General features: G+C 64.2%; 23 protein-coding genes and 1 pseudogene. 14 read left to right on the top strand and 10 right to left on the bottom strand.

From position 1 onward, the window contains the following. The first annotated feature begins 4 nt into the window (after window positions 1–4). The 3 genes from CH293_RS19270 to CH293_RS19260 are packed head-to-tail and all read left to right on the top strand — an operon-like array spanning window position 5 to window position 3,653. On the top strand, window positions 5–1,597 hold the full coding sequence (locus CH293_RS19270; RefSeq protein ID WP_094721180.1) for an amidohydrolase family protein: 1,593 nt from the start codon (window positions 5–7) through the stop codon (window positions 1,595–1,597). After that, window positions 1,594–2,223, top strand: coding sequence for a bifunctional 4-hydroxy-2-oxoglutarate aldolase/2-dehydro-3-deoxy-phosphogluconate aldolase (locus CH293_RS19265; RefSeq protein ID WP_094721179.1), 630 nt, complete (start codon window positions 1,594–1,596; stop codon window positions 2,221–2,223). The genes CH293_RS19270 and CH293_RS19265 overlap by 4 nt, the downstream gene beginning before the upstream one ends. Next, on the top strand, window positions 2,220–3,653 hold the full coding sequence (locus CH293_RS19260; protein ID WP_037105375.1) for a GntP family permease: 1,434 nt from the start codon (window positions 2,220–2,222) through the stop codon (window positions 3,651–3,653). The genes CH293_RS19265 and CH293_RS19260 overlap by 4 nt, the downstream gene beginning before the upstream one ends. Before the next feature lie 12 nt (window positions 3,654–3,665). Here the strand turns inward: CH293_RS19260 and CH293_RS19255 are convergent, their stop codons facing one another. Then, window positions 3,666–4,757, bottom strand: coding sequence for a hypothetical protein (locus CH293_RS19255; protein WP_094721195.1), 1,092 nt, complete (start codon window positions 4,755–4,757; stop codon window positions 3,666–3,668). Between the two features lie 101 nt (window positions 4,758–4,858). Here CH293_RS19255 and CH293_RS19250 point away from each other — a divergent pair. Next, a pseudogene (locus CH293_RS19250) lies at window positions 4,859–5,113 on the top strand (indolepyruvate decarboxylase); the annotation flags it as partial. 1 nt (window position 5,114) lies between these two features. Here the strand turns inward: CH293_RS19250 and CH293_RS19245 are convergent. From CH293_RS19245 to CH293_RS19215, 7 genes are all read right to left on the bottom strand, one after another. Continuing rightward, a complete protein-coding gene (locus tag CH293_RS19245; protein WP_094721178.1) occupies window positions 5,115–6,275 on the bottom strand; it encodes an NAD(P)/FAD-dependent oxidoreductase in 1,161 nt (386 codons plus the stop codon). Window positions 6,276–6,327: 52 nt separating this feature from the next. Beyond that, complete coding sequence (locus CH293_RS19240) at window positions 6,328–7,089, bottom strand: DeoR/GlpR family DNA-binding transcription regulator (RefSeq protein ID WP_094721177.1); 762 nt, start codon at window positions 7,087–7,089, stop codon at window positions 6,328–6,330. 15 nt (window positions 7,090–7,104) lie between these two features. After that, the gene (pdxA, locus tag CH293_RS28630; protein ID WP_094721176.1) at window positions 7,105–8,118 is read right to left on the bottom strand and encodes a 4-hydroxythreonine-4-phosphate dehydrogenase PdxA; all 1,014 of its coding nucleotides are present in this window, start codon (window positions 8,116–8,118) and stop codon (window positions 7,105–7,107) included. Then, a complete protein-coding gene (locus CH293_RS28625; RefSeq protein ID WP_255122916.1) occupies window positions 8,115–9,308 on the bottom strand; it encodes a four-carbon acid sugar kinase family protein in 1,194 nt (397 codons plus the stop codon). Before CH293_RS28625 ends, pdxA begins: the two co-directional genes overlap by 4 nt. A 91-nt stretch (window positions 9,309–9,399) precedes the next feature. Beyond that, window positions 9,400–10,074 carry an SDR family NAD(P)-dependent oxidoreductase gene (locus CH293_RS19225; protein ID WP_094721174.1) on the bottom strand — a complete coding sequence of 225 codons (675 nt, stop codon included), beginning with the start codon at window positions 10,072–10,074 and terminating at the stop codon, window positions 9,400–9,402. Further along, entirely contained in the window at window positions 10,071–11,288 is a 1,218-nt protein-coding gene (locus tag CH293_RS19220; RefSeq protein WP_094721173.1) for an exo-alpha-sialidase, read from the bottom strand. Before CH293_RS19220 ends, CH293_RS19225 begins: the two co-directional genes overlap by 4 nt. A 20-nt stretch (window positions 11,289–11,308) precedes the next feature. Further along, a complete protein-coding gene (locus CH293_RS19215) occupies window positions 11,309–12,883 on the bottom strand; it encodes an ABC transporter substrate-binding protein (RefSeq protein ID WP_094721172.1) in 1,575 nt (524 codons plus the stop codon). 284 nt (window positions 12,884–13,167) lie between these two features. Between CH293_RS19215 and CH293_RS19210 the strand changes: the two genes are divergently transcribed. From CH293_RS19210 to CH293_RS19180, 7 genes are all read left to right on the top strand, one after another. Further along, window positions 13,168–14,187 (top strand): ABC transporter permease, encoded by a 1,020-nt coding sequence (locus CH293_RS19210; protein WP_255122915.1) that lies wholly within the window; start codon window positions 13,168–13,170, stop codon window positions 14,185–14,187. Then, window positions 14,187–15,119 carry an ABC transporter permease gene (locus CH293_RS19205; RefSeq protein ID WP_052060042.1) on the top strand — a complete coding sequence of 311 codons (933 nt, stop codon included), beginning with the start codon at window positions 14,187–14,189 and terminating at the stop codon, window positions 15,117–15,119. The genes CH293_RS19210 and CH293_RS19205 overlap by 1 nt, the downstream gene beginning before the upstream one ends. Before the next feature lie 3 nt (window positions 15,120–15,122). Further along, window positions 15,123–15,956 (top strand): ABC transporter ATP-binding protein, encoded by an 834-nt coding sequence (locus CH293_RS19200; protein WP_094721171.1) that lies wholly within the window; start codon window positions 15,123–15,125, stop codon window positions 15,954–15,956. Further along, a complete protein-coding gene (locus tag CH293_RS19195) occupies window positions 15,953–16,792 on the top strand; it encodes an ATP-binding cassette domain-containing protein (RefSeq protein ID WP_094721170.1) in 840 nt (279 codons plus the stop codon). The genes CH293_RS19200 and CH293_RS19195 overlap by 4 nt, the downstream gene beginning before the upstream one ends. After that, complete coding sequence (locus tag CH293_RS19190) at window positions 16,789–17,745, top strand: aldo/keto reductase (protein WP_094721169.1); 957 nt, start codon at window positions 16,789–16,791, stop codon at window positions 17,743–17,745. The genes CH293_RS19195 and CH293_RS19190 overlap by 4 nt, the downstream gene beginning before the upstream one ends. Before the next feature lie 14 nt (window positions 17,746–17,759). Beyond that, window positions 17,760–18,521: an HpcH/HpaI aldolase/citrate lyase family protein gene (locus tag CH293_RS19185; RefSeq protein ID WP_037105355.1), complete on the top strand. Its 762-nt coding sequence runs from the start codon at window positions 17,760–17,762 to the stop codon at window positions 18,519–18,521. 393 nt (window positions 18,522–18,914) lie between these two features. Beyond that, window positions 18,915–19,181, top strand: coding sequence for a hypothetical protein (locus tag CH293_RS19180; protein WP_037105352.1), 267 nt, complete (start codon window positions 18,915–18,917; stop codon window positions 19,179–19,181). A gap of 107 nt (window positions 19,182–19,288) precedes the next feature. Here CH293_RS19180 and CH293_RS19175 read toward each other — a convergent pair whose 3' ends face one another. Next, on the bottom strand, window positions 19,289–20,026 hold the full coding sequence (locus CH293_RS19175; protein WP_094721168.1) for an SDR family oxidoreductase: 738 nt from the start codon (window positions 20,024–20,026) through the stop codon (window positions 19,289–19,291). Window positions 20,027–20,212: 186 nt separating this feature from the next. On the opposite strand from CH293_RS19175, the gene CH293_RS19170 reads away from it, so the two are divergent. Beyond that, the gene (locus CH293_RS19170) at window positions 20,213–20,620 is read left to right on the top strand and encodes a VOC family protein (protein ID WP_037105493.1); all 408 of its coding nucleotides are present in this window, start codon (window positions 20,213–20,215) and stop codon (window positions 20,618–20,620) included. Window positions 20,621–20,657: 37 nt separating this feature from the next. On the opposite strand, the gene CH293_RS19165 is transcribed toward CH293_RS19170, so the two are convergent. Beyond that, on the bottom strand, window positions 20,658–21,632 hold the full coding sequence (locus CH293_RS19165) for a sigma-70 family RNA polymerase sigma factor (protein WP_094721167.1): 975 nt from the start codon (window positions 21,630–21,632) through the stop codon (window positions 20,658–20,660). Between the two features lie 172 nt (window positions 21,633–21,804). Between CH293_RS19165 and CH293_RS19160 the strand changes: the two genes are divergently transcribed. Beyond that, window positions 21,805–22,773, top strand: coding sequence for a GTP pyrophosphokinase family protein (locus CH293_RS19160; RefSeq protein ID WP_037105344.1), 969 nt, complete (start codon window positions 21,805–21,807; stop codon window positions 22,771–22,773). Window positions 22,774–22,850: 77 nt separating this feature from the next. After that, window positions 22,851–24,305, top strand: a complete 1,455-nt coding sequence (locus CH293_RS19155; RefSeq protein WP_094721166.1) for a DUF2079 domain-containing protein — start codon at window positions 22,851–22,853, stop codon at window positions 24,303–24,305. Window positions 24,306–24,330: the final 25 nt, after the last annotated feature.

The following is a 24,330-nucleotide window of genomic DNA, read 5'->3' as shown; positions in this document are numbered from 1 at the left end:
ACGAATGACATTGCTGATTCGTGGAGCCGACGTCGTCGACGGAACCGGATCACCGCGCGTGCGTCGTGACGTCCTCGTCGACGGGGGCATCATCGCGGCCATCACCGAACCCGGCGTCACGACCGCAGCGGACAGGGTCATCGAGGCCGAGGCTGGGCATGTGCTCTCCCCCGGCTTCATCGACATGCACGCACATTCCGATCTTCGGTTGCTGACCGATCCAGGGCATTTCCCGAAAATCAGTCAAGGCGTGACCACCGAGGTCATCGGCCAGGACGGTATCGCCTACGCCCCGATCGACGACGCCACGCTCGATGTCGTGCGCCGTCAGATCGCCGGCTGGAACGGCAACCCGTCGGACCTCGATTTTTCCTGGCGGTCGGTGGCCGAGTACCTGACGCGGCTCGATCAGGGCATCACACCGAACGCGGCGTACCTCGTACCTCAGGGCACGCTCCGGTATCTGGCCGTCGGCGGCGATCAGCGTCCGGCGACGCCTCGCGAGATCTCCCACATGCAGGAACTGCTTGCCCAGGGCCTGAGCGAGGGCGCCGTCGGGATGTCGAGCGGGTTGACGTACACACCCGGGATGTACGCCGATACAAGCGAACTCCGCGCATTGTGCGAGGTCGTCGCCGATTTCGGAGGCTTCTACGCTCCGCACACGCGATCGTACGGCGCAGGTGCGCTGGAGGCGTATCAGGAGATGCTGGATCTTGCGCGGGCGACCGGATGCGCACTGCACCTCACCCACGCGACCATGAACTTCGGCGTGAACCGCGGCCGGGCGGGCGAATTCCTCGACAAGGTGGATTCTGCACTTGCCGACGGCTGCGACGTCACGCTGGACACCTACCCGTACCTGCCCGGAGCCACGACGCTGTCCGCATTGCTTCCGAGCTGGGCCATGTCCGGTGGGCCGGATCAGGCGCTTGCCCGTTTCGGCGACCCGGAGATGCGCGCTCGCATCACCGAGGACGTGAACGTGAACGGATCCGACGGCTGCCACGGTGTGACGGTCGAGTGGGAGACCATCCAGATCAGTGGTGTCGCGAATTCGGAACTGGACTCGCTGGTGGGCAAGACGATGGTGGACATCGCCGCCGAACGGGGCGAATCACCGGTGGACTCGTTCTTCGACATCCTCGTACGCGACCAACTGGCGACGACGATTCTGCAGCATGTCGGGCACGAGGAGAACGTGCGCGCGATCATGGCGCATCCTCGGCACATGGGCGGAAGCGACGCCATTCTCGTCGGCGAACGCCCCCATCCACGGGCGTGGGGAACATTTCCGCGCTACCTGGGCCACTACGTGCGCGAGGAGAAGCTCCTCGACCTGGAGGACTGCGTCAACCACTTGACCGGACGGCCGGCGGAGCGGCTCGGACTCACCGACCGAGGAACCATCGCGGTCGGCAACGCTGCGGACCTGGTTCTCTTCGATCCCGATACAGTCCGCGACACAGCGACATTCGAGCAGCCGAAGCAACAAGCCGTCGGTATCGGCCATGTGATCGTGAACGGCCGACTCGCCATCGACGACGGACGACCCACTGGCATTCTCGCCGGACATTCTCTGAGAGCGGAACGATGAACGCACTGCAGACCATTCTCGACGACCGTGCCCTCGCCGTGGTGCGAGCACCCTCGATCTCCGATCCGCAGGCACTCGCCGAGGCATTGGCCAGGGGCGGTATCCGCGCCGTCGAGCTGACGTTCACGACGCCTGGCGTGCTCGACCTGCTGCGGGTGGCCGCCGACGCGGGTGCGGTGGTCGGAGCCGGCACGGTTCTGACGTCCGAACAGGCCCGGGCAGCGATCGACTCGGGCGCACAATTCCTCGTCACCCCCGGGCTCCGACCCGCCGTCGCCGAGGTCGCCTCGGCACGCGGTGTTCCGCTGATGATGGGCGCTCTGACTCCCAGCGAGGTGATGGACGCGATCGACATGGGCGCTGCGGCCGTCAAGATCTTCCCGGCACGAGCCCTCGGTCCCGCGCACTTCAAAGACCTGCTCGGGCCGTTGCCGGACGCCAAGCTCGTCCCGTCCGGCGGCGTCAACACCTCCAATGCCGCGGACTTCCTCACGTTCGGCGCAGTCGCCGTCACTGCAGGAACAGACGTCGTCTCGCCCGCAGCCGTCGCATCCGACGACTGGGACGGTATCGCCGAACGCGCACAACGTTTCGTCACTTCTCTTTCACCGAAAGGCACTTCATGAGTACCGCCGTCGACTGGCTCAGGACATCCACCCCTGGCCTTCTCGTACTGTGTGGCCTGGCCATCGCCGTACTTCTCTTCGTCATCATCAGGGTCAAGCTCGAACCGTTCGTAGCCCTGTTGATCGTCGGACTCGGTCTCGCGCTGGCGGCAGGCCTGCCGGTGTCGGAAATCGTGGGTACAGCGATCAAGAGCAACGAGTCACTACTGGAGACCGGGTTCGGTGGCATTCTCGGGCACATCGCGGTCATCATCGGACTCGGCACCGTACTGGGCGCCATCCTCGAACGATCCGGTGGAGCGCAGGCATTGACGTCCAAGCTCCTCGGGGTGTTCGGGGACCGCGGTGCGCCGATCGCGATGGGCCTGCTGGGTCTCATCTTCGGCATCCCGGTGTTCTTCGACATCGGCATCTTCGTTCTCGCGCCGTTGGTCTACGTAGCAGCTCGCCAGGGCGGCAAATCGCTGGTGCTGTATGCACTTCCGATGCTCGCCGGCCTCTCGATGACCCACGCATTCCTACCGCCTCACCCCGGACCGGTCGCTCTCGGCGGACTGCTCGAGGTCAACCTCGGCTGGCTCATCCTCATGGGATTCGTCTGCGGAATACCGGGATTCATCGCTGCAGGCCTCGTCTGGGGCAACTGGATCGGCAAACGCGTCATCGTCGATGTGCCCGAGGACTTCGTCAACGAAGGCGACGACGCCGAGCCGACGGGCGGCAGCGGCGTCGCGACCAAGCGTCCCGTCGTCACCACTCCCCCGTCGGTCGGACTCATCGGTGCAATCATCGCGGTCCCGCTCGTCCTCATTCTCGGCGCCACGTTCGGCAGCATCCTCCTCGACCCGGGCAATCTGCTCGAGGTGCTGACTTTCCTCGGCACACCGGCCGTCGCACTGCTCATCGCCGTGTTGATCGCGTTCTACGTCCTGGGGATCCGGCGCGGTTCGACGGTTCAGGAACTGAGCACGTTGACCGGAGAATCCCTGCGTCCGGTCGGCATGTTGCTCCTGGTGGTCGGTGCAGGCGCCTTCTTCGGAAAGGTCATCTCGGCCACGGGAATCGGCACCGCCCTCGCCGACGCCATGGCCGCGGCCGGGCTACCGATCATCGTCCTCGCGTATGTCATCAGCTGCGCGCTGCGTATCGCCCAGGGCTCGGCCACCGTCGCGATCGTGACGACCGGCGGAATCGTCGGACCTCTCGTTGCGGCACAGGACTACTCACCGATGGCCACCGCGCTGGTCGCGATGTCGATCGCAGCGGGCTCCATCATTCTCAGTCACGTCAACGACGGTGGTTTCTGGATCATCGCGAAGTTCTTCAACATGACGGTCAAGCAGACACTGCAGACATGGACAGTGTTGGAAACGATTCTGTCGGTGGTCAGTTTCGCGGTGGCGGCAGTGCTCTTCGCCATCATCGCCTGACCCGTCGCGGCGCTAGAACTGGTCGCCGACGAAGTGAGTGTTGTCGGCGGACAGTTCGCGCTGGCCCGCGCGAGCCACGAGTGCATCGATTCTGCTGTCGAGGCTCTGCGCTTTCTGCATCACGTCCATGGTCCGCAGGTCGCCCTCCGCGTGGGTCACGAGATCCGCGACGCGCACCAGCGCTGCGACACGGTCGATGAGCTGAGACCACACGGTGTCGAGGGCGGCACGCCTGGTCGACACCTGAGCGCGGGTGGCGTCGTCGAACATCATCGCGGCGATGCCGTCGAGTTCGTCACCGATCCCCTGCAACGAATGCACGTCGACCGAAATCTGGGTCAGCTCGTCGATCAGGTCGAGTTGCGTGCGCTGGACGAGAAAATGGTCGGATCGCCACGCCGGTGAGGTGTGGATTCGGTCCACCGAGTGACCGGCGAGGAACAGTAGGGCTTCGAATTTGTCCAGGAACGCGTCGTCTCGTCGGTCCGCATAATCGACGACCACGCTCGCTGCCTTGTCCCCAAGCTCGGCGAACCGCGTGTTCGCGGCCGCCTCGGACACTCGTTCCGCCGCGGTCTCGAGCAAAGCCATCCCGGTGCGTTCCAGCGTCGTTCCCTGTTCGCGTCGAGGAACAGGGGTGTGCATCGTCGCGTCGAACAGCAGGTCACGCTGGTCGAGATCGAGGTGCAGACCGTCACGTCGATCCCGGCGGACGGCCCGCACGCCGTGCGCGTAGTGCGTGCTGGAGAGCGTGAATTCCGTCCGCAGGTGGTCCAGTCGTTTCGCCAGTTCTGCGGCGCGCAGGCGGTACACCATCGCCGACCCCGGTTTGTTCTTCGTGTCCTTCGACAACCAGCGATCACGCTCGTCCGCCAGCACACGCACCGCACCGAACCCGCCGACACTCGGCAGCGACCTACCTGCTCGACGCCTGGCCGACAGCACCGCGCGCGTCGCCTCGTCGAGCCTTCCGGACGCTATCGCCAGGGCGGAGGCGTCGGACAACAACGGACGGCGGCCCTCGAGCCGAGCGTCCTCGCACCAGCGCCGCACTCGTTCCTCGACGCGTTCGCGCTCGGTTCCGATCTCCGGGTGTGCGGGCATTCTGGACTCCTCTGCCATGTGTCGATATCCACTGTTCCAGAATTCTTCGATCGACGCGGCGGGAGCCCCGTCACACCGGGACCGTCGGTCCAGTTTCTTGCGCCATTCACGGTGAGACGGCCGAGTACAACGACATCGTGTCCTGGGATTGGACAGCGATCCCCGCCGCGCTCGGCGTCGGTACCGAGCCCATTGTTCGCCGGGTCACGACAGTCGGCGAACTCCGCGATGTACTGAACGACGCAGCGGCACAACGAGACCGGATGGTCGTGATCGAGGCGGTCGTACCGCGGATGGACGTGCCTCCACTGTTGACTCAGCTGGCGACGGCAGCGAGCGCGGCGAACAAGTCCTGATTCACACGGGCGGCGCCGACGCGTCGGCGATGAGCTGTTTCCCGTCGTCCAGGCCTTCCCAGACGTTCCAGAACAGCACACCTTTCACGGCATCGGACTCGTCGACGTAGTAGACGATGCCCTCGCTGGGCTTCGTCTTCCAGTCCTCCACCGTCTTCAACGACGTCGACACCGTGCCGACGGCCTGATATCCGTCGTCGAACACGTCGGAGTAGAAGTACGGGGTGTAGGTGTACGGGTCGGTGCCGCCCGCCATGATTCGACCGACCGCCTTACCCATCTCGTTGGCGTTGTCGACGTGCTCGATGCGTCGACGACCCAGGATCGCATCGGGGTAGTTCGCAACGTCGCCCGCCGCGTGGATGTGCTCGTCGTCGGTCCGCAAGAACTCGTCGACGACGATGCCGTTTTCGGTTTTCAGCCCCGCTGCCTCGGCGAGGTCGGAGTTCGGGGTGACACCGAGCCCGAACACCACCGCATCGGCTTCGAGAGCGGACCCGTCGTCGAGTTGTAGCTGAACCCGCGCCGACGCCTCGGCGCCCGACGTCACCTTCACTCCTCGGCGCACCGTCACACCGTGGTCGACGAACCCCTGATCGAACGCCGTTGCCAGGGCGTCCGGGAACATGTGCGCACCGACCTTGGCGTCGGACGTCACCAACGTGACCTCGACGCCGTTCTGAACCAGGGCAGACGCGATCTCGGCGCCGATGTACCCACCGCCGACCACGGCGATGTGTGACGCCGTCTGCAACTGCTCACGGAGCGCCCGGTAATCGGCGAACGTCCGGAAGTAGATCACCCGAGGACTCGGCGCGAGGTCGATCTGTCTGGGCGAGCCTCCCGTTGCCAGCAGCAGTTCGCCGTACTCGAATTCGTCACCCGAATCGGTGGCGACGGTCCGCTTCGCACGGTCGACGGACACCACCCGAGTGGTGGTGTGTATCTCCGCGCCGGTGTCCGACGCCGTGTTCAGCGGGACCTGGTCACGGCCGAAATCCTTGTCGGTCCACAGCTTCTTCGACAGCGCGGGCCTGGTGTAGGGCTCGTCGCTGTCGGCGCCCAGAATTCCGATGGAACCCGTCTTGTCCAGCTCTCGAATTCCACGTGCAGCGTTGTCGGCGACCATTCCGCCGCCGACGATCAGATAGTCGTAGCGCACAACGCACTCCTTGCAGTAGACAACTCTTCAGGTCGTCTACCCCGGATGCACGTCAGACAACCACGACGTCGATCGATGCCCTCTCGAATGGCTCGATCTGCTCCCGAGTCGCGGCCGAATCCGTGACGAGGGTCGTACCGGGAGGAATGGGCGCCCAGGCGTGGAACGGCTTCTGCCCCAGCTTGGCCGAGTGCGCAAGTACATACGTACGTCCGGCGCGCTCCATCATCAGTTCCTTCAGCCGTGTCTGCTCGTACCCGGCTTCGCAGATACCGAATTCCGCTGTGACCGCGTCCGCCCCGAGAAACGCTCGGTCGAACGAGACGCGCTGTAGCGACGCCTCGGCCAACGGACCCACGAAACCCTGGCTGAGGTGACGCAGCGTCCCGCCGATGCACTCGACGTGGACCGAGTCTGCGTCGGCCAACGACTCCAGCGCAGTCAGACCGGCTGCAATCACCGTCAAGTCTGTCGCCGATCGAAGAAATTCACCCATCGCGCCGACGGTCGTTCCTGCGTCGAGAAGGATGGTCTCCCCCGGCTCGACTTGCTCGGCCGCCCACGCCGAGATCTCGCGCTTGGCGTCGTATCCCTCGAGCGAGCGCTGTTTGATCGACGGTTCGCGGTGGCCGCTCAGCGCAATGGCCCCGCCGTACGTTCGTGCGAGCAGTCCTCGTTCGGTCAGATGGTTCAGGTCACGACGAATTGTCGACGCAGTCACCTCGAACAGCGAGGACAACTCGTCGACGCTCGTGAGTGCGCCCGATTTTGCCAGCCGAACGATTTCGCTACGCCGGATCTCCGATTCGCGCAATGACCCGCCCCCTTTTCAGCTCAGTAGTGCTGGGCTGGTTGCCAATTCGGCCGCCTGCCGTAACGCTTCGACCATGCTACCGGCCTCGGCGATTCCTTTCCCTGCGATATCGAATGCTGTTCCATGATCCACGGACGTCCGGATGACCGGAAGCCCCACGGTGATGTTGACGCCCGCCTCGATGCCGAGAACCTTCACCGGTCCGTGTCCCTGATCGTGGTACATCGCAACGATCAGGTCGTAGTCACCGCGACCTGCAAGAAAGAATGCGGTGTCCGCGGGCAGAGGGCCGACCGCATCGATCCCTTCGGATTTCAGCTTCTCGACAGCCGGGACGATCTTCAGGTCTTCTTCGCCGTATCCGAAGAGGCCGTTCTCCCCAGCGTGCGGGTTGATGCCGCAGACCCCGATCTTCGGGTTGTGATTGCCGGAACGTACCAGCGCCTCGTGTCCCCGCTTGATCGTGCGTTCGACCAGTCCAGGTTCGATCTTGGCGACAGCGTCGAGCAGACCGATGTGCGTTGTCACGTGAATGACCTTGAGCTTCGGTGTCGACAACATCATCGACACCTCCTCGGTGCCGGTCAGGTGCGCGAGCAGTTCGGTGTGGCCCGGAAAGATGTGCCCCGCGGCGTGCAGCGCTTCCTTGTTGAGCGGAGCTGTACAGATCGACTGCACTTCGCCCCGAACCGCGAGTTCGCTTGCCACCCGGATGTATTGGTAGGCGGCGTCACCGGCGACCGCGGAAAGTTGCCCCCACGGCAGATCCTCGGGAAGCAGGTTCAGGTCGATCACGTTGATGCGCGACGGGGTGAACTCGGCGTCGGTGACTGCGTCGACCACGACGATGTCGACCTCGATGCCGAGAACGTCCGCGGCGAGCGCCAGTCTCTTCGCGTCGCCGACGACGACCGGTCGGCACCGCTCGAGCGTCGACGGATCGATCATGGCAGGAACGATGACCTCCGGGCCGATGCCGGCGCCGTCGCCCATGGTCACCGCGATGTAGGGAGGGAGTGCTGAAGTCATGCCGATGCCTCACTGTGAGAGAGAAAATGGGAAGTGTCGTCGATGCCGCGCAGGTAGTTGCTCATCGAGATCAAGCTGTCGTGACCACCGAAGCTTCCGGGTCTGGTGGCGATCCACGACCCGTCCTCGGTGCGGGAGACCACCGCCCCGTCGTGCACTTCGGTGATCGGTACGAGTGTGGTGATCCCGAGAGCGTCGACTACGCGTCGGGCGGTCTCACCTCCGGTGAGAACGAGGCCGATCGCTCGGCCGCGCACCACCGATGCGACCAACTCCCCCAATGCGCGCGACACCGAGCCCGCCAGTCTCGTATCGACGGGCCCGGCGACCGTGAGAACGGCGACGCCGCCGGCCAGCGCGGATCGGACGGTGTCAGGGTTCGCACGCCCGTTCACCAAGTCGTCGACATCGATCTGTACCGGGCACGCACCGGCGGCCACCGCATGTCGAACCTGTTCGGCAGCAACGGTTTCTGCGGTGCCCACCACTATCAGAGCAGGTACCGGCTCGAGATTGCCGCTGTCGACCCGAGCCGCGGGAAGTGTGCGCGCCACGGCTGCTGCGAGCGCCGACGTACCCACGAGACGAACACCCGGAAGCGCTGCTGCCGCAGCCACCACTGCATCGAGGTCCGCGTCGGTCGCGGCATCGCAGACGGCGATCCCAGCGTCGAGCGCGGTAACCAGGTCGGAACTGTCGACGCCTGCGCCCACGAGAACGTGCGGGGCAGCACCGAGCATGGCGCCGATCGACGCAGGGGGCACAGCGTCTTCCATGTTCCATCGCCCGCTGAGGTGCAACGGAACTCCGTCGATGTGCAGAACACCGTTCACAGTGATCCGGTCGAGTGCAGGGAGAGCTGCGGCGATCACGACAGGGCCGGTTGCGGCGAGTACTTCCATCTCGGCTGCGATGTTGCCGCGAAGCATGGAGTCGATCTTCTTGATCACCTGGACGCTGGACGGGAGCCCCGCGACCGCGGCGTTCAGCTTCGCTGCAGCGTCTGCGGAAGACATCACTCTCGTACCGAGATCGACGACACGAACCTCGGCCGTCGACGGGACCACGCCAGTGGTGGCATCGGCGACGTCGATGGCGATGGCGACATCGCGTCCCAGGAACGCCGCCGCGCTTTCAGCGGCACCGGACAGATCGTCGGCAAGCACGAGAAGGTCTGGTCGAGCGTTCATCGATCGAACCTCCCAGTCCATATTGCGCTTTTCGCGCATCTCAAAGTAGCACTTTCGCGCGTTTTGCGCAGTAATTTCGCATGGGACGTTTTCACAACGAAGTCCCGGCGCATTGCACGATCGTCTGACCCGTGATGCTTCGACCGCTCGGCGACAACAGAAACGCAACGAGATCGGCAATCTCCGCGGGATCGATCAGATGGCCGAGAGGGGGTGTGATCGGCGGAGTACTACTGCGGCCGGGGTCGTTGAGCATCGGGGTGTCGGTCGGGCCCGGCGCAACGACATTGACCGTGATTCCCCGCTCCACCAACTCCATCGCCCAGGACCGTGCCATCCCCACCAGAGCCGACTTGGTCGCGACGTACTGACTCTTGCCCGCTACACCGGTCATGGTGCGGCTGCCGATCAGCACGACTCGCCCGCCTGTCGTTATCCGGGCCGACAGCCCGTCGACGAGTACCTCGGCTGCCGCGACATGCACGCGCCACATCTGCTCGCTGTGCGCAGGATCGAGAGCTCCCAGGCGGCCCGAACGCTGGACCCCGGCCGCATGGACCACTGCCGTCGGATCATCCAGAGTCCCGACGACCTCGGACACCGCCGCCGTGTCGGCCAGGTCGACACCGACCCACTCTCCGCCGAACTTCCCACGCGGCCGTGAGCGACTGAGACCGGTCACGCGCCAACCTCGATCGAGGAGCGTCCCGGCAACGGACGCGCCGATGCCACTGCTCACTCCTGTGACGATGGCGTGCGGAGTCACTGCGACTCACCGATCCACGCTCGCTCGAGCCGAACGTACTTTATCGCCTGACGAAAATAGGTGTAGGCGACATGAATCCGCCCGTCCGCCGTCTCTGCGATCGACGGATACGAGAATTCACGATTGGACCCGTCACGCGAATTGTTGGTCAAGCAGTAGCCGTCGCCCTCGTCGAGGTTACGTCGAATCGGCCACGTGAGACCGCCGTCGCGCGAGACAGCGAGAGTCATCGGCGCCCGTGGCGCACCCCAGAACGCGGAGCGTGCGTCGCCGTCGTCGACAGGTGCCTCCACCGTGACATCGGAACCGTCGGCCAACCCGTCGTCGTCGATCTCGTCGTACAACGAGGTGCGCCGCGAAGTCGCGTCCAACGCCGACGAGTGGTTGTAGACAAGGGCCACCCCTCCGTCCGCGAGACCGACCGCTTGGACCGACGAGTTGTTGTTGGGAAGTTCGGTGGGTACCGGCGCCGTCCACGTCTCGCCGTCGTCGGTAGAGATGCTGCGATACACGAAATCGGCCCAGCGGCTGCGATACAGCGCGACCAACGACGCGTCGGGTCTCACCACCACGTCCATGTGCACACACCCGACGCTCTCCGGAACGACGGCCTCGCGCCACGTGGCTCCGTCGTCGTCCGAGATCATGACACCGCTGTAGTCACGGTCGCCGACCCACTTCCGACCCTCGATCTTCACGCAGTGGAACACCGGAAGCAGCAATCGTCCCGACGCAGTCTCGACGACCGGCTGACGAACGAACACCCCGCCCGCATCGGATTCGGGAATCAGGACATGCGCGTCGCCCCAGGTGACCCCGCCGTCGTTCGAGATGCGCCTCAGCACTCGCGCGGTGTCCTGGTTACCGGCATGCTGTGACGTCCACAGCAACCAGATCACACCTGAATCGCGAACGAAGAGAACCGGATTCTGCTCGGATCTGGTCGGATCGTCGGAAAGCTGCACCGGGGTGGTCCACGTCTGCGAACCCACCTCGAGTCGGGAAAACCACACGCTGATATCCGGTACACCCTCCTGGGTTCCAGCGAACCACACGCAGCCGAGCGCTCCGTCCGGCAGCACCGCCAGATTGGCGGCGTGGTTCTGCACCTGGGGTGCGGGCAGGAACGCGTCGGCGCGTCCGGGGGCGTCCGTGGAACGAACCACACCGTCGGCGAGAAGATCGCCCGGAGTGAGGAAACTTGTGTCGCTCATGTTGTCCTTTCTCTTCCGAATCAGGATCGGAGGGTGACCGCGGCCATGTCGTACGAGTTGGTCGGCCTCAGACCGATACCGTCGATTCGGTTGCGCCGCGCGATGACCGTCTTCGGCACGAAGGACCACAGACATGGCCAGGTGTCCCAGATGCGGCGCTGCGCGTCGGCGAGCGTTTCTTTCCGGCTCACCGGATCCGTATCCTCGGATGCCTTCGCGATCAGGCCGGCGATCTCGGGAAAGATGTAGCCATGGTAAGTATCTCGGGTTTCTTCCTTCGCCGCGGTACCTGCGTACATACCTTGCATGATCGTGACGGCCAATCCCGTCGGGCTGGGATAACCGTTGCCGAGGATGTCCCAGTCACCGGCTTTGCCCTGTCGCCAGGTCGAGATGTCGCCGCCGGGCTCGAACTGCTGAAGTGTCGCACGCACTCCCACTGCCGACAGCATCTGCAACACCGATTCCATGATGTCGGTGTCCGCGGCGAATTCTCCTGTTTCCCATATGATCTTGAGCTCCAGATCCGACACGCCCAGCGCGTCGAGTTCGGCGCGCGCGCGGGCAGGATCGTATTCGTATTCTCCCGTTTCGATCGCACCGTCGAGAATTCCTGGAACGACACCGCGCGACGGTGTCGCCGCACCCTGCATGACCTGGTCGATGAGCGCATTTCCGTTGATCGCGTAGCTGAGCGCACGTCGCACCCGAGGGTCCGCGAGCGGATGCCCCGCAGGCTTGCGGAAGTTGTAGAACAGCTGATTGAGCCGCACTCCGTCGACCCGCTCGACGGTGACGCCCGCCAATCCGGCAAGTTGATCGGCAGCATCCGGCGTGATCGCATCGATGACGTCCACCTCGCCACTGCGCAGCGACACGACGCGATTCGACTCGTCGGGAACGAAACGGATGTTCACCGATTCGACCGTCGGCGCGGCCCCCCAGTAGGTCGGATTCCGCGCCAGCGAATAGTTTCCCGTCCCGCGATCGGACTCCGTCACGACATAGGGCCCCGTTCCGACTCCGTCCTGCAAGTCTTCGGGCACATTCTGCGCCGCGGGCGTGATGAGGATGTTGGACATCAGATAGTCGAGCACCGGCACCGGCCGTTCGGTGTCGAGGGTGAACGTCGACTCGTCGATCTTGCCGACGGTCGGCCATTCCGGAAAGAATCCGCCGACGAACGAACCGCTGACCTGGGGGTACATTCGCAGGGCGGTATCGACGTCCTCGACTCTGACCGGGCTGCCGTCGGAGTAGGTGACACCGGGACGCAGGTGAACGAGCCAGCGCGTCGGGGCCACCAGTTCGAAGCTGTCGGCCAGAACCAACTGCACCTTCAGGTTCGTATCGATGGTCGTCAGCGCCTCGCGGACGGCACGCTGGACGGTCAGGGCGGCGTCGAACTGCAGGAGCTTGTTGTCGAGGCTGACCATCGATCGATTCATGGCCAGGCTGACCGTGTCCGGTCCGGGCTTACCGGTCGGAGTAGCGCATGCTGTCACTCCGCCCAGGGACAGTCCTGCGCCGAGGATCAAGCCGCCACGGAACAGGTTTCGGCGTGAGAACGGCTGGCTGACAAAGCTTTCGGTCATCGTTGACCCCTCGTTACTGTCACATCGATATGCGTGTGCCGAGTCAGGGCCGGGGCGCCGCACTCGACAGAAGTGATCGTGAACACACTCGGGACTGTACACGGAGTTGCTCGAAATACGCAGGAATAATTTTCTGCTTGCGCAATTCGCGCAGTAGTGCCATTGTGAGCTGAGTAACAACGGGCCGTTGCCGGACGTGTGTGCAACCGGGCCCGCATCGAACGCAGCAGTGTTATCGAAAGGTCGACGATGACCCAGGCAACTCGAGGAACGGGGGTGGGGAGATGACGCAGCTGACCGCCGCTCCCCCGAGCGTTCCTGCGGCCAAGTCCCGCAAGGACTCTCCGCTTCCGGCGTTCCTCACCGCGCCGACCACCAGGTACGTGATTCGCCGGCTCGGACAGAGCCTCCTCACCATCTTCTTGACTCTCACCACCGTTTTCGTGCTGATACGCATGGCACCGGGTGACCCCGCGTACTCGATGGCGGGCCCCTTGGCCTCCACGGAGGATCTCGCGCAGATTCGCGTGAATCTCGGCCTGGATCAGTCAGTCGTCACCCAGTACCTGCTGTACCTGAAGGGACTGTTCACTCTCGATCTGGGCACGTCCTACTCCTTCCAAGCCCCCGCGCTCGAAGTTGTGCTGCAGCGCATTCCGTACACGGTCACGCTGGCTCTCGCAGCGATCTTGTTGACGACCCTCGTCTCGATCCCACTCGGTATCTGGATGGCGAAGCGCGCCGACACCCGGCGCGAGCTCGGCGCCAACGTCGTCACGATCGCGGGACAGTCGATGCCGGACTTCTGGACCGGGTTGATGCTGCTCACTTTCTTCGCTGTGCTGGTCCCGGTGCTCCCCGCCGCCGGCTTCACGACGTGGTCGAGTCTGCTGCTTCCCGCACTGACCGTCGCCGTCCTGCAGATCGCATTGATCTCACGCATGGTTCGACGAGAGATGGTCAACGCCTACTCGTCTCCCTATGTCACAGTCGCTCGATCTCGCGGAGTGTCCGAACGAGAGATCACGTGGCGATACGCGCTCCGCAACTCGTCGATTCCTGTCGTGACCGCACTGGGCACCCGCTTCGCGTCGATGCTCAACGGTGTCGTCGTCGTCGAGGTCGTGTTCGCCTGGCCCGGTGTCGGTTCGCTGGTCGTGCGAGCACTCGAAACCCGCGACTACCCGCTGATCCAAGCAACAGTTCTCGTGACCGCAGTTCTCGCGGTGCTCGTGCAACTCGCCGTCGACCTCTGCTATCCGCTCCTCGACCCCCGTGTCCGTCTCGGGAAGGCAGCCCACTGATGACCGTCGTCGCCCCCTCCGACAAGCCAACGCGTCCCAGCGCCGTCACCGCCAAGGACTTCGCCGCCGCGGGCGCAACCCGACGCGCACGCGACAGCCGTGTGAAGATCTGGATCGGCACAGTCTGCGCCCTGACCGTCATCCTTCCGGTCGCCCTGGCACGAGTACTGCCACTGGCGTCGCCCGATGCCACCGACCTCGCCCAACGCAGGTTGCCGCCGCTGACCGACGGACATCTGTTCGGCACGGACCAACTCGGCCGCGATCTTCTCTCCCGCGTGCTCTACGGCGGACAGGTATCCCTGACCGTCGGAATTCTCGCAGTCGTGGTCTCCGGCATCATCGGTCTCGTTCTCGGATCGCTCGCCGGTTTCCTCGGCGGCTGGGTCGACACCGTCGTTTCCCGCTTGCTCGAGGCCCAGTTGTCCCTGCCGCTGCTGATGATGCTGCTCCTCGTCGTAGCACTGTTCGGCCCTTCCATTCCGGTCATCACGTTCGTCATCGCCATCGCGCAATGGCCGGAAATCGCACGTCTGACAAGATCCCTGGTACTGGTCGAACGCGAGAAGCCCTACGTCGCCGCTGCTCGCGTGCTCGGACTCGGCCGGATCGCGATTCTCCTCCGACACGTCGTGCCGAACATCTTCAAGCAGGCCTCGCTCGTCGTACTCCTGCTTCTGGCGCAGGCCGTCCTGCTCGAAAGTGCCTTGAGCTACCTCGGTGCAGGTCCGCAGCGACCGTTCGCGACGTGGGGCCGGATCATCTCCGACGGTCAGGACTACATCACCACATCGTGGTGGCTCGTCACCCTGCCCGGCCTCGTCATCGTGCTCCTGGTCGTCGGAGTCAACCTGCTCGGCGACGGTCTCCGTGATCGACCGGCCGGCTTCGGCCGCTTCGGTCTCTTCCCCCGATTCGGAAAGGGTGCGTAAGTCATGGGAAACCTATTGAAGGTCGACGAACTCCAGATCGAACTCGTTACCGACAAGGGCGTCATCCGGGCCGTCGACGGTGTGTCGTTCTGCATCGACGCTGGTGAAACGGTCACGATCATCGGTGAATCCGGCTCCGGCAAGTCGACGACGGCAATGGGCCTGCTGGGGTTGTTGCCGTCGGATCTCGCGGTGATGACAGGATCGGTGACCTTCAAGGACACCGAGATCCTCGGTAAGGACAAGCAGCTGAGCAAGATTCGCGGGAAGCACATTGCACTGATTCCGCAGGACCCGATGACGGCGCTGTCCCCGGTTCACACCATCGGCAACCAATTGAAGGAAGCTGTCCGGCACAGCGGCGTGACGGGAAAGTCCAAGCAGACGGCGCGCTGCATCGAACTCCTCGAACAGGTTCGCATCCCCGACCCGAAAATCCAGTTGGGCAAGTATCCCCATCAGATGTCGGGCGGCATGCTTCAGCGTGTGCTGATCGCCAGTGCTCTTGCGTCGAGCCCGGAATTGATAGTTGCCGACGAGCCCACCAGTGCCCTCGATGTCACGGTGCAGGCCAGCATTCTCGATCTGCTGATGGAGCTGCAGGAACGAACCGGCATCGGGATGCTGGTCATCACCCACGATCTCGGTGTGGCACGGTTGGTGTCGGACCGCATCTACGTCATGAAGAGCGGTGTCTTCGTCGAGGACGGTGGCGCGGAAGAACTCGTCGGAGCGCCCCGGAATCCGTACACCAAGAAGCTGCTGGACGCGATCCCGCACCTCGGGACGTGGAACCAGAGTGCCGGCCAACCAGAACGAGTCGAGGTAACGGTATGACCACCCCATTGCTGTCGGTGGAGAATCTCGTCGTCGAGTACCCCGTCGCCGACGGCGTGTTCCGGGCTGTCGATTCGGTGAGCTTCTCGGTCGACAAAGGCAAGACACTGGCCGTTGTCGGTGAATCGGGCTGCGGAAAGTCGACGATCGCGAAATCCATCGTTCGTCTGCTCACCCCCACCTCGGGCCGCATCGTCGTCGACGGAACGGACATCGCCGGACTGTCCGAGAAGTCCCTACGCCCGTTCCGATCTCGCGTACAGATGGTGTTCCAGGATCCGTACGGATCCCTCGATCCTCACCTGACCGCAGTGGACATCGTCGGCGAACCACTGCGACTGAAGGGAATTCGCAGCAAGTCCGAGCGAGCCAAGAAGGCAGCGAGACTCATCGATCAGGTCGGCCTGCCGAGCACTGCACTGAACCGCCGACCGGTCGAATTCTCGGGTGGCCAACGTCAACGCATCGGCATCGCCCGCGCACTCGCGTCCGGGCCGGAAATTCTGGTGTGCGACGAAGCGACGAGCGCCCTCGACGTGTCCGTGCAGGCGCAGGTTTTGACTTTGTTGCGGGAGATTCAGCAGGACACCGGACTCACCTACGTTTTCATCTCGCACAACCTGGGTGTCGTCCGCGAGATCAGTGAAACCGTCGTCGTGATGAGCAAGGGCCGCATCGTCGAAGGAGGCGACACCGAGGAGGTGCTCGCACGCCCCAAGGAGCCCTACACCCGGGCGCTGCGCGCAGCTGCCCTCGACCCGGCGACAATGGTCGGAATCAAACCTCGTCACATCGTGTCTCGCCTGTCCACCCCTTCCGTAGGAGCTCCTGTATGACCTCGCTCGACATTTCCCCACTCGTACTGGGCACCATGACGTTCGGCGACACCGTCGACGCCGCCGGGTCTGCGAAGATGTTCGACGCTGCAGTCGACGCAGGCATCACCCACATCGACACCGCGAACGGGTACGCGGGCGGTGAATCCGAGCGGATACTCGCGGACCTGCTCGCAACTCGTCGCGATCGGGTGACCCTCGCGACGAAAGCGGGAATGCCCAACCCCGACGCCGGGGACAACAGCCCGTTGTCACCGAAGGGTCTTCGTCTGAGCGTGGAGGCAAGCCTGGCTCGCCTGAAGACGGACCACGTCGACCTGTTCTATCTGCACCAGCCGGATCGCGCGACATCGATCGCCGACACCTTGGCAACCGTCGCCGAACTGGTGCAGGAGGGCAAGATTCGTGCTCTGGGCGTCTCGAACTTCGCGGCGTGGCAGATCGCCGAGGCAAATCGGGTAGCCGACGAGGTCGGCGCGCCGCGGCCGATCGTCGCGCAGCAGCTCTACAACCTCCTCGCCCGGAGGATCGAAGAGGAATACGTCGAGTTCGCCGACGTGACCGGATTGATCACGATGGTGTACAACCCACTCGGTGGCGGGTTGCTCACCGGCAAGCATTCCTTGGACGCGACACCGACCGACGGACGATTCGGCGATTCACGCCTGGCTGCCATGTATCGCGAACGGTACTGGAACACAGCGATTTTCGACGCTGTCGCGCAGCTCACCACGATCGCCGACGAAGCAGGCGTCCCACTGACCGAACTCGCCCTGCGGTGGCTGGTGTCCAAGCCTGCCGCAGGTCCCATCCTGCTCGGTGGATCCAAGGTCGAGCACCTGCAGTCCAACATAGCCGCGATCGCGAAAGGTCCACTCGGCGCCGACGTCGTGGATGCGTGCGACGACGTCGGCTCCGCGCTGCGTGGACCGATGCCGAACTACAACCGCTGAAAGGCCCTCTACACATGTCTGCACAGGAATTCGCCGCTCGCGTCAGAAACCGGGAGCGCATCCTCGGTTACTGGTCCGTCATCGACAGCCCGGTCTCCACGGAGTGGCTCGCCCATGTCGGCTGGGATTACATCGCACTCGACCTGCAGCACGGATTGATCGGATACTCCGGAATGCTCGCCGGGCTCACCGCAATCGATGCAGCCAACGGTCCCGCCGGACTGATCAGGGTCGAAGCGAACAACGCGACGGTCATCGGGCGTGCGCTGGACGCAGGCGCGGCGGGCGTCATCGTTCCGCTCGTCGACACCGCAGCAGACGCAGCGGCGGCGGTCTCGGCGGCAACGTATCCCCCGACCGGCATTCGGTCCTACGGTCCGATGCGCTCGCAGCTTCGGATAGGACCCAACCCTGCCGATGCCGACCGTGACACAGTTGTGCTGGCGATGATCGAGACGCCTCAGGGGCTGGCGAACGTCGAGGAGATCTGTGCCGTTCCAGGTCTCGACGGTGTCTACGTCGGCCCGTCCGATCTGCGGCTCGCGGTGGGTGGATCGTCACCGACCGACACCTCCGTGGACGAGCAGTTCGAGGCTGCACTCGTTCGGGTGTGCCGAGCCGCCGCCGCCGCAGGCATCACGGCCGGCATTCACACACCGTCCGGTGCTGTGGCAGCCAAGCGCTTGGACGAGGGGTACACACTGGCGACCGTCGCGTCGGACCTGACACATCTCAAAGCTGTGTCCGCGGATCATCTGAAAGCCGCCCGCGGCTGACCGACCACGCCGAGATGGAGCTTCGCCCCTGGTGACACGCCTTCGTGACACCGGGGGCGCTCGTGTGTGACCAGCAGCGGACGTGGAAATCGGCGCTCATCGCAAAGTTCATCCAGTACGCAAGGCTCACGGCTACGAAGACTCAATGTGGGACGAACATCGACCGCCGCTGTCAGGAACACCGCGCTCGCTCGCGGTGTTGCTTCGACGGGTGGCAGGCACCGGGTGGCTGCGGATTGTTGGCAGCATCACAGCTTCAGATGGTTGGCCCAGCCCACAAGACTGGGCATCTTGGTAGGGGCCACGAAACATCGTTGACACATAGAGCGACCGTGTAACAGTTCCGAGGAGCGAAACGAATCATTCCTCAGGACGCGAACAAAAGGAGACGATGTGACTTTGCAGATCGATTCGCTCGCTATCAGCGCCGACGAAGCACCAACACACGACGTACAGATCGACCAGCTTCACGAGCAGGTCGCGACGCTCGACGCCGATATCCTGGGCGCTATCGAGCTCCGCACCGAACTGGTGCGCAAACTGGCTGCAGCCACAAGCGACGCAGCTGTATCTACCCCCACGTCGACTTTCGACGAACTGGGTTCCGACGGTTCGGCCCTGTCGCGGATGCTCGCCCGCATCGCCTCGGTGACCCGCTAGAACCGTTACATCCCCCTCCTTGTTTGCCACGAGGCCCCGAGCAGCACTGCTGCTCGGGGCCTCGTCGTCTGGCCTCGTCGTCTGTGCGGTCAGGGTGACCGGACCTTCTACAGCGCGCGCACGGCGCCGCCGTCGACGGTGACCGTCGAGCCGGTGATGTACGACGCGGCCGGCGACGCCAGGAACGCGACGGTACGTCCGAACTCCTCCGGATCGCCGATACGGCCGAGCGGGATCCGTGCCAACGCATCGTCGGACACGGCGCCGCCCCGGGACGTGTCGAATCGCCCGGGAAGGACGCTCACGACCCTGATTCCTCGTGGCCCGAGCTCGTCGGCAATGTCCTTGGCCACCATCGCCAAGCCCGGGCGCAGTCCGTTGGACACGCCGAGGCCCGTCAACGGCGATTTCACCGATGTCGACAAGACGAACACGATGGCACTTCCGTCGGTCATGACGTTCGCCGCTTCGCGGGCCAGCCGCACCGCCCCGAGGAACACGGACTCGAACGACGCAGTCCAGTCCTCGTCGGTGGCATCGAGGGCGGTGCTCGGCGGAGGTCCGCCGACACTCACGACGAGCCCGTCCAGCTTGCCCCAGTGCGCGATGGCCGACTCGACGAGCAACTGTGCGCTCGCAGGATGGCCGTTGTCGGCGACCATTCCGTGGACTGCGTTGGGGCGGTGTGCGCCCAGTTCGGTCACTGCCTCGTCGACCTTGGTCTGTGACCGGGAGGCCACCGTCACCTTCGCTCCCTCACGAAGCAGCTCACGCGCGGACGCGAATCCCAGCCCTTCGGTTCCTCCGGTGACGACGAACGCTTTACCCGACAGACCCAAATCCATGAACTCTCCTCTTGTTCGAACAGCGTCGACGCGCCGCTTCCGGCATGCATGACGTGTTCCCATCTTGCTACAGGCGAGTCGACTCCCCGAATGCGGTAGAAAGTCGATGTCGGATCCGCGATGAATTCACGATTCGTCCGTTGTCGATACACACGAGACTTCCACGCCGAATGAATGGAGACCCCAATGTCCCGAATGCTGTTCGCCAACATGCCCGTCAAGGACGTCACCGCCACCCGCGCTTTCTTCGGCGGGCTGGGCTTCGAGTTCAACGACGTGTTCAGTGACGAGAACTGTGTATCGATGGTCGTCAGCGAGCAGGCGACGGTGATGTTCCTGGCGGAACCTCGCTTCAAGGACTTCATCTCCGACGCGATCACCGACACGACGCAGTCGCGAGAGGTCCTGATGTGCATCAGCGCCGACAGTCGCGACGAGGTCGACTCACTCGTCGACGCGGCGATCGCCGCCGGAGGGTCGAGTTGGATGGAGCCTCAGGATCACGGGTTCATGTACGGGCGCGCGTTCCGTGATCTCGACAACCACGTATGGGAAGTCATGTGGATGGACCCCAGCGCCGTGCCGTCCGAATAGCCGGGACGGGCCAGGTGGGGCTCCCTCGAACTCCCTGTCAGAGACGCTCGGGCAGACCGAATTTCTCGAACAGGGTCAGATCGAAGAAGCACGCCACGTGGCCCACTCTCCCCGCCACGATGTCGACGACGTGGAGTTGGAACGGCTGGTGGATTCCGTCCTCGTTTCGCATGTACAGCCCGTAGGCGGGCTGACCGTTGGCCGACGTCGCGACCATCCGCATATCGCCCGCTCGCTGCGCCGGGCAGTTTCCACGGATGAGGGTGCCGATATTCTCGGCCCCTTGGTACCACCCTTCGAACGGTGGCATCTCCCACACCGCATCCTGGGTGAACAGAGTCACGAGCTGCTCGATGTCGTAGCGTTCGAAACTGTCGACGTACTTGGCCAGCAGTTCCCTGGTCTCGGCGGCTGCTGGCTCGACGACATCGTTTTCCGACGGCATGACCTCGTCGAGTTGCGCTCGTGCGCGTTGAAGCAGACTGTTCACCGCGGTGGTGGTGGTCGCCAAGGCTTCCGCTACTTCGGACGCCTTCCACTGCAGCACTTCACGCATCAGCAATGCTGCTCGTTGACGTGCCGAGAGGTGCTGCAGTGCGGCGACGAACGCCAGTCTGATGGTGTCCCTGCCGACGACGATCGATGCGGGATCGTCCGAATCCGCGAGTTCGGAATCCGCGATGGGCTCGAGCCACGCAATTTCGTGCGTTGCCACCAGGTCGTCGGTGGGGTCCGAACTCGGCGCGCCGAGCCCTGTCGGCAGCGGACGCTTGGACTTGCCGTCGAGCGCCGTGAGGCAGGTGTTGGTGGCGATGCGATACAGCCAGGTCCGCATCGACGAGCGCCCCTCGAACTTGGAGTAGCCCTTCCACGCGCGGATGTACGTTTCCTGCACGAGGTCCTCGGCGTCGTGAATCGAGCCCGTCATGCGGTAGCAATGAGCGAGCAGCTCACGACGATAGGGATCGAACTGCGCTACGAATGCGTCGCCCTCTGCGACCGTGGCCGTCATGAGTGAAGAGACTAATCCCACACTCCGACGAACGCCCGACTGATCGTACGAATTAGTTGTGCCGACGCGGCCGATCACGCAGGGCGCGCCGAAGCCGGCGGCGGTCGGCTCGTTCCCCGTCGAAGCGGATAAAGTGTGGACAGCCCGTTGGGCGTGATCGGAGGCGCGGACGGTGACAGCGTCGACGAGCATCGACGACCTGGTCGACGAGGCCTACGCCGAACGTCGCCGGGCATGGCAGGCCGCGCTGGTGACGGCTCAGAATTTTCTGGAGACCATCGCGGACGAGATCCTCGACAACGTCGACCGAGATCGGCTCAATGCGCAGACCGCCCGAATCAAGGATCCGGTACGGGCAGCCGACAAACTGCGGCGGAAGATCACGGAAGGCCGGATCGTCGAGCCGAGGACCATCGACGAGGTCGTGGAATCCTTGCCGGACCTGATCGGCATCAAGGTTCTGTGCAAGAGCCCGCGGGATCTTCACGCCTTCGTGGACGCGTTGGAACGCGCGTGCACCGACCCGGAATGCTCGGTGCGCTTCGCCCGAAACCCGACCGACTACGTCGCGTTCCCCAAACCCAGTGGATACCGCGCGTACCACGCGATTCTGGTCATTCGCGTCGCCACCCACCAGGGCGATCTGATCGTGAACGTCGAAGTACAGGTCAAGACCAGACTGCAGGACGCCTGGGGTGAACTCACCCACGAGGACATGTACAAGCCAGGCGAAGCTCTCAAGCCGACGGAGGCGCACACCGAGTACGCACGACAGATGGCCGAGCTTCTCCTCCAGGTCGACTTGATGGCGGACGACCTCGCGGCGCAGCTCGATTCACAGACGGCCGTCGCGAAGGGCGCCGTCGTCGAACCGGTTCCGAGGGACTCGGCGATCATCTCTGCTCGAGTCACCCGCACCGGTCCGAGGTATGCGTTGGCCGTCGGACCGGACGGTCGCCGGGGACTCATCCCCGCGCGTTCGGTCAAGGCGGTGATCGGTGCCAAGGACCGCATTGCCGTCGACGACTATCTCGAAGTCGGTGATGTCGTGGAGGTCGTCGTGGAGGACACCGCCGACGCCCTGTACTACCACTTGTCCTCTCAACCCCCGTCGAATCGTCCACGCAAACGGCGGGTGTGATCGAGAGGTCCGGCCCGGGCGCTGTCACCTGCACTTCTCAGGTTGGTCCAAGAAACGTCGGGTAGACAGCATTTCCTGTGACTGCAACCGAGATCTCCCCGCCCACTGCGGCCGAATCGGTCGAGGAACACCTGGACACGCGAGCGAGTCGTGCGCGGCCCACAGCTGATGTCGTCGTCCCGGTGACGGCGTTCGCGGCACTCGCGACGCTGTACTCGCTGTTGTCCGTGCTCGGCCACCGACAGCTCCGCACGTCCGGATTCGATCTCGGAATCTTCGTGCAACAGATCTCGTCGTACGCCGAGTTTCGGGCGCCGACGTCCGATCTCCTGGGCACCGGTTACAACACCCTGGGCGACCACTTCTCCCCGATCACCGCACTGCTGGCACCGGTGTATCGCCTGTTCCCGTCGCCGGAGGCGTTACTGATCGCGCAGGCGGTTCTGTTCGCGCTGGCAGTCGTTCCGCTGTCCCGGTGGGCGGTCCGTGAGTTCGGCACGGCAACAGGCATCGCGGTGGCGTTCGCCTACGGGCTGTCCTGGGGTGTGCAGGCCGCCCTGAACTTCGACTTCCACGAAATCGCGTTCGCCGTGCCACTGATGGCCATGTCTCTCGTCGCCCTGGGTAATCGCCGATGGCTACCGGCCTTGGCATGGGCGCTCCCGCTGGTGTTCGTCAAGGAGGACATGGGTCTGACGGTTGCCGTCATCGGCGGTCTGGTCGCATTCTGGACCACCGGACGCACCCGCGTGTTCGGAGCTCTGACGGTTCTCTGGGGCCTCGGCTGGGTCGTTCTCGCCGTCAAGGTGATCATCCCGCTGCTCAGTGCCGACGACTCGTACGGTCAGGGATCGAAGTTGCCTCCCCTCGGGTCGGGCATTGCCGATACCGCCCACGGTGTCGTCGCCGGTGACTCCCGCGCAGCGACTGCTTTCCTCATCCTGGCCGTGACCGCGTTCGTTGCGCTGCGCTCTCCGCTCCTGCTGGTCGCGGTCCCCACCGTCGCGTGGCGATTCCTCAGCGACAACACCAACTTCTGGAAGCCGATATTTCATTACAACGCGATCCTGATGGTCGTCGTCTTCGCGGCCCTGATCGACGCCGTCGTGCGGTGCCGCAGGCACGAGCAACTCACCGAGCGTGGGCAACGCACGATCTTCACGGCCGTGGCTGCGTTCGCGATCGTCGCCCTTCCGTTTCTTCCCATGGCTCGCTTGGCGACAGCCGACGGGTGGTCGACCGATCCGCAGGTGACCGCATCCCACGCAATCGCCGATGCCATCCCCGAGGGCGAGACGATCGCGGCGTCGAACAATCTGGTTCCGCAGTTCGTCGCCACGCACGACGTCTCTGTGTTTCCGCAACGTGTGACGAACACGGAAGTGCCGGACTGGATCGTGGTCAACCGCAGCGACCCTGCCGGATGGCCGACGGATGGTGCGGGCGACGACAAGGCAGTCGCCGACGCGGTGGCGTCGGGCTACGTGCTTCGCTTCACCGACGCCGGAATCGAGGTCTTCGAGCGGCCGTGATGATCGACCTGTCCAGGCGAATTGA

This window comes from Rhodococcus sp. 14-2470-1b (genome assembly GCF_002259415.1).
In the GTDB taxonomy this organism is placed as follows: domain Bacteria; phylum Actinomycetota; class Actinomycetes; order Mycobacteriales; family Mycobacteriaceae; genus Rhodococcoides.
The sequence above is the reverse complement of the archived record's forward strand: the minus strand, read 5'-3'. Positions and strand labels throughout refer to the sequence as shown.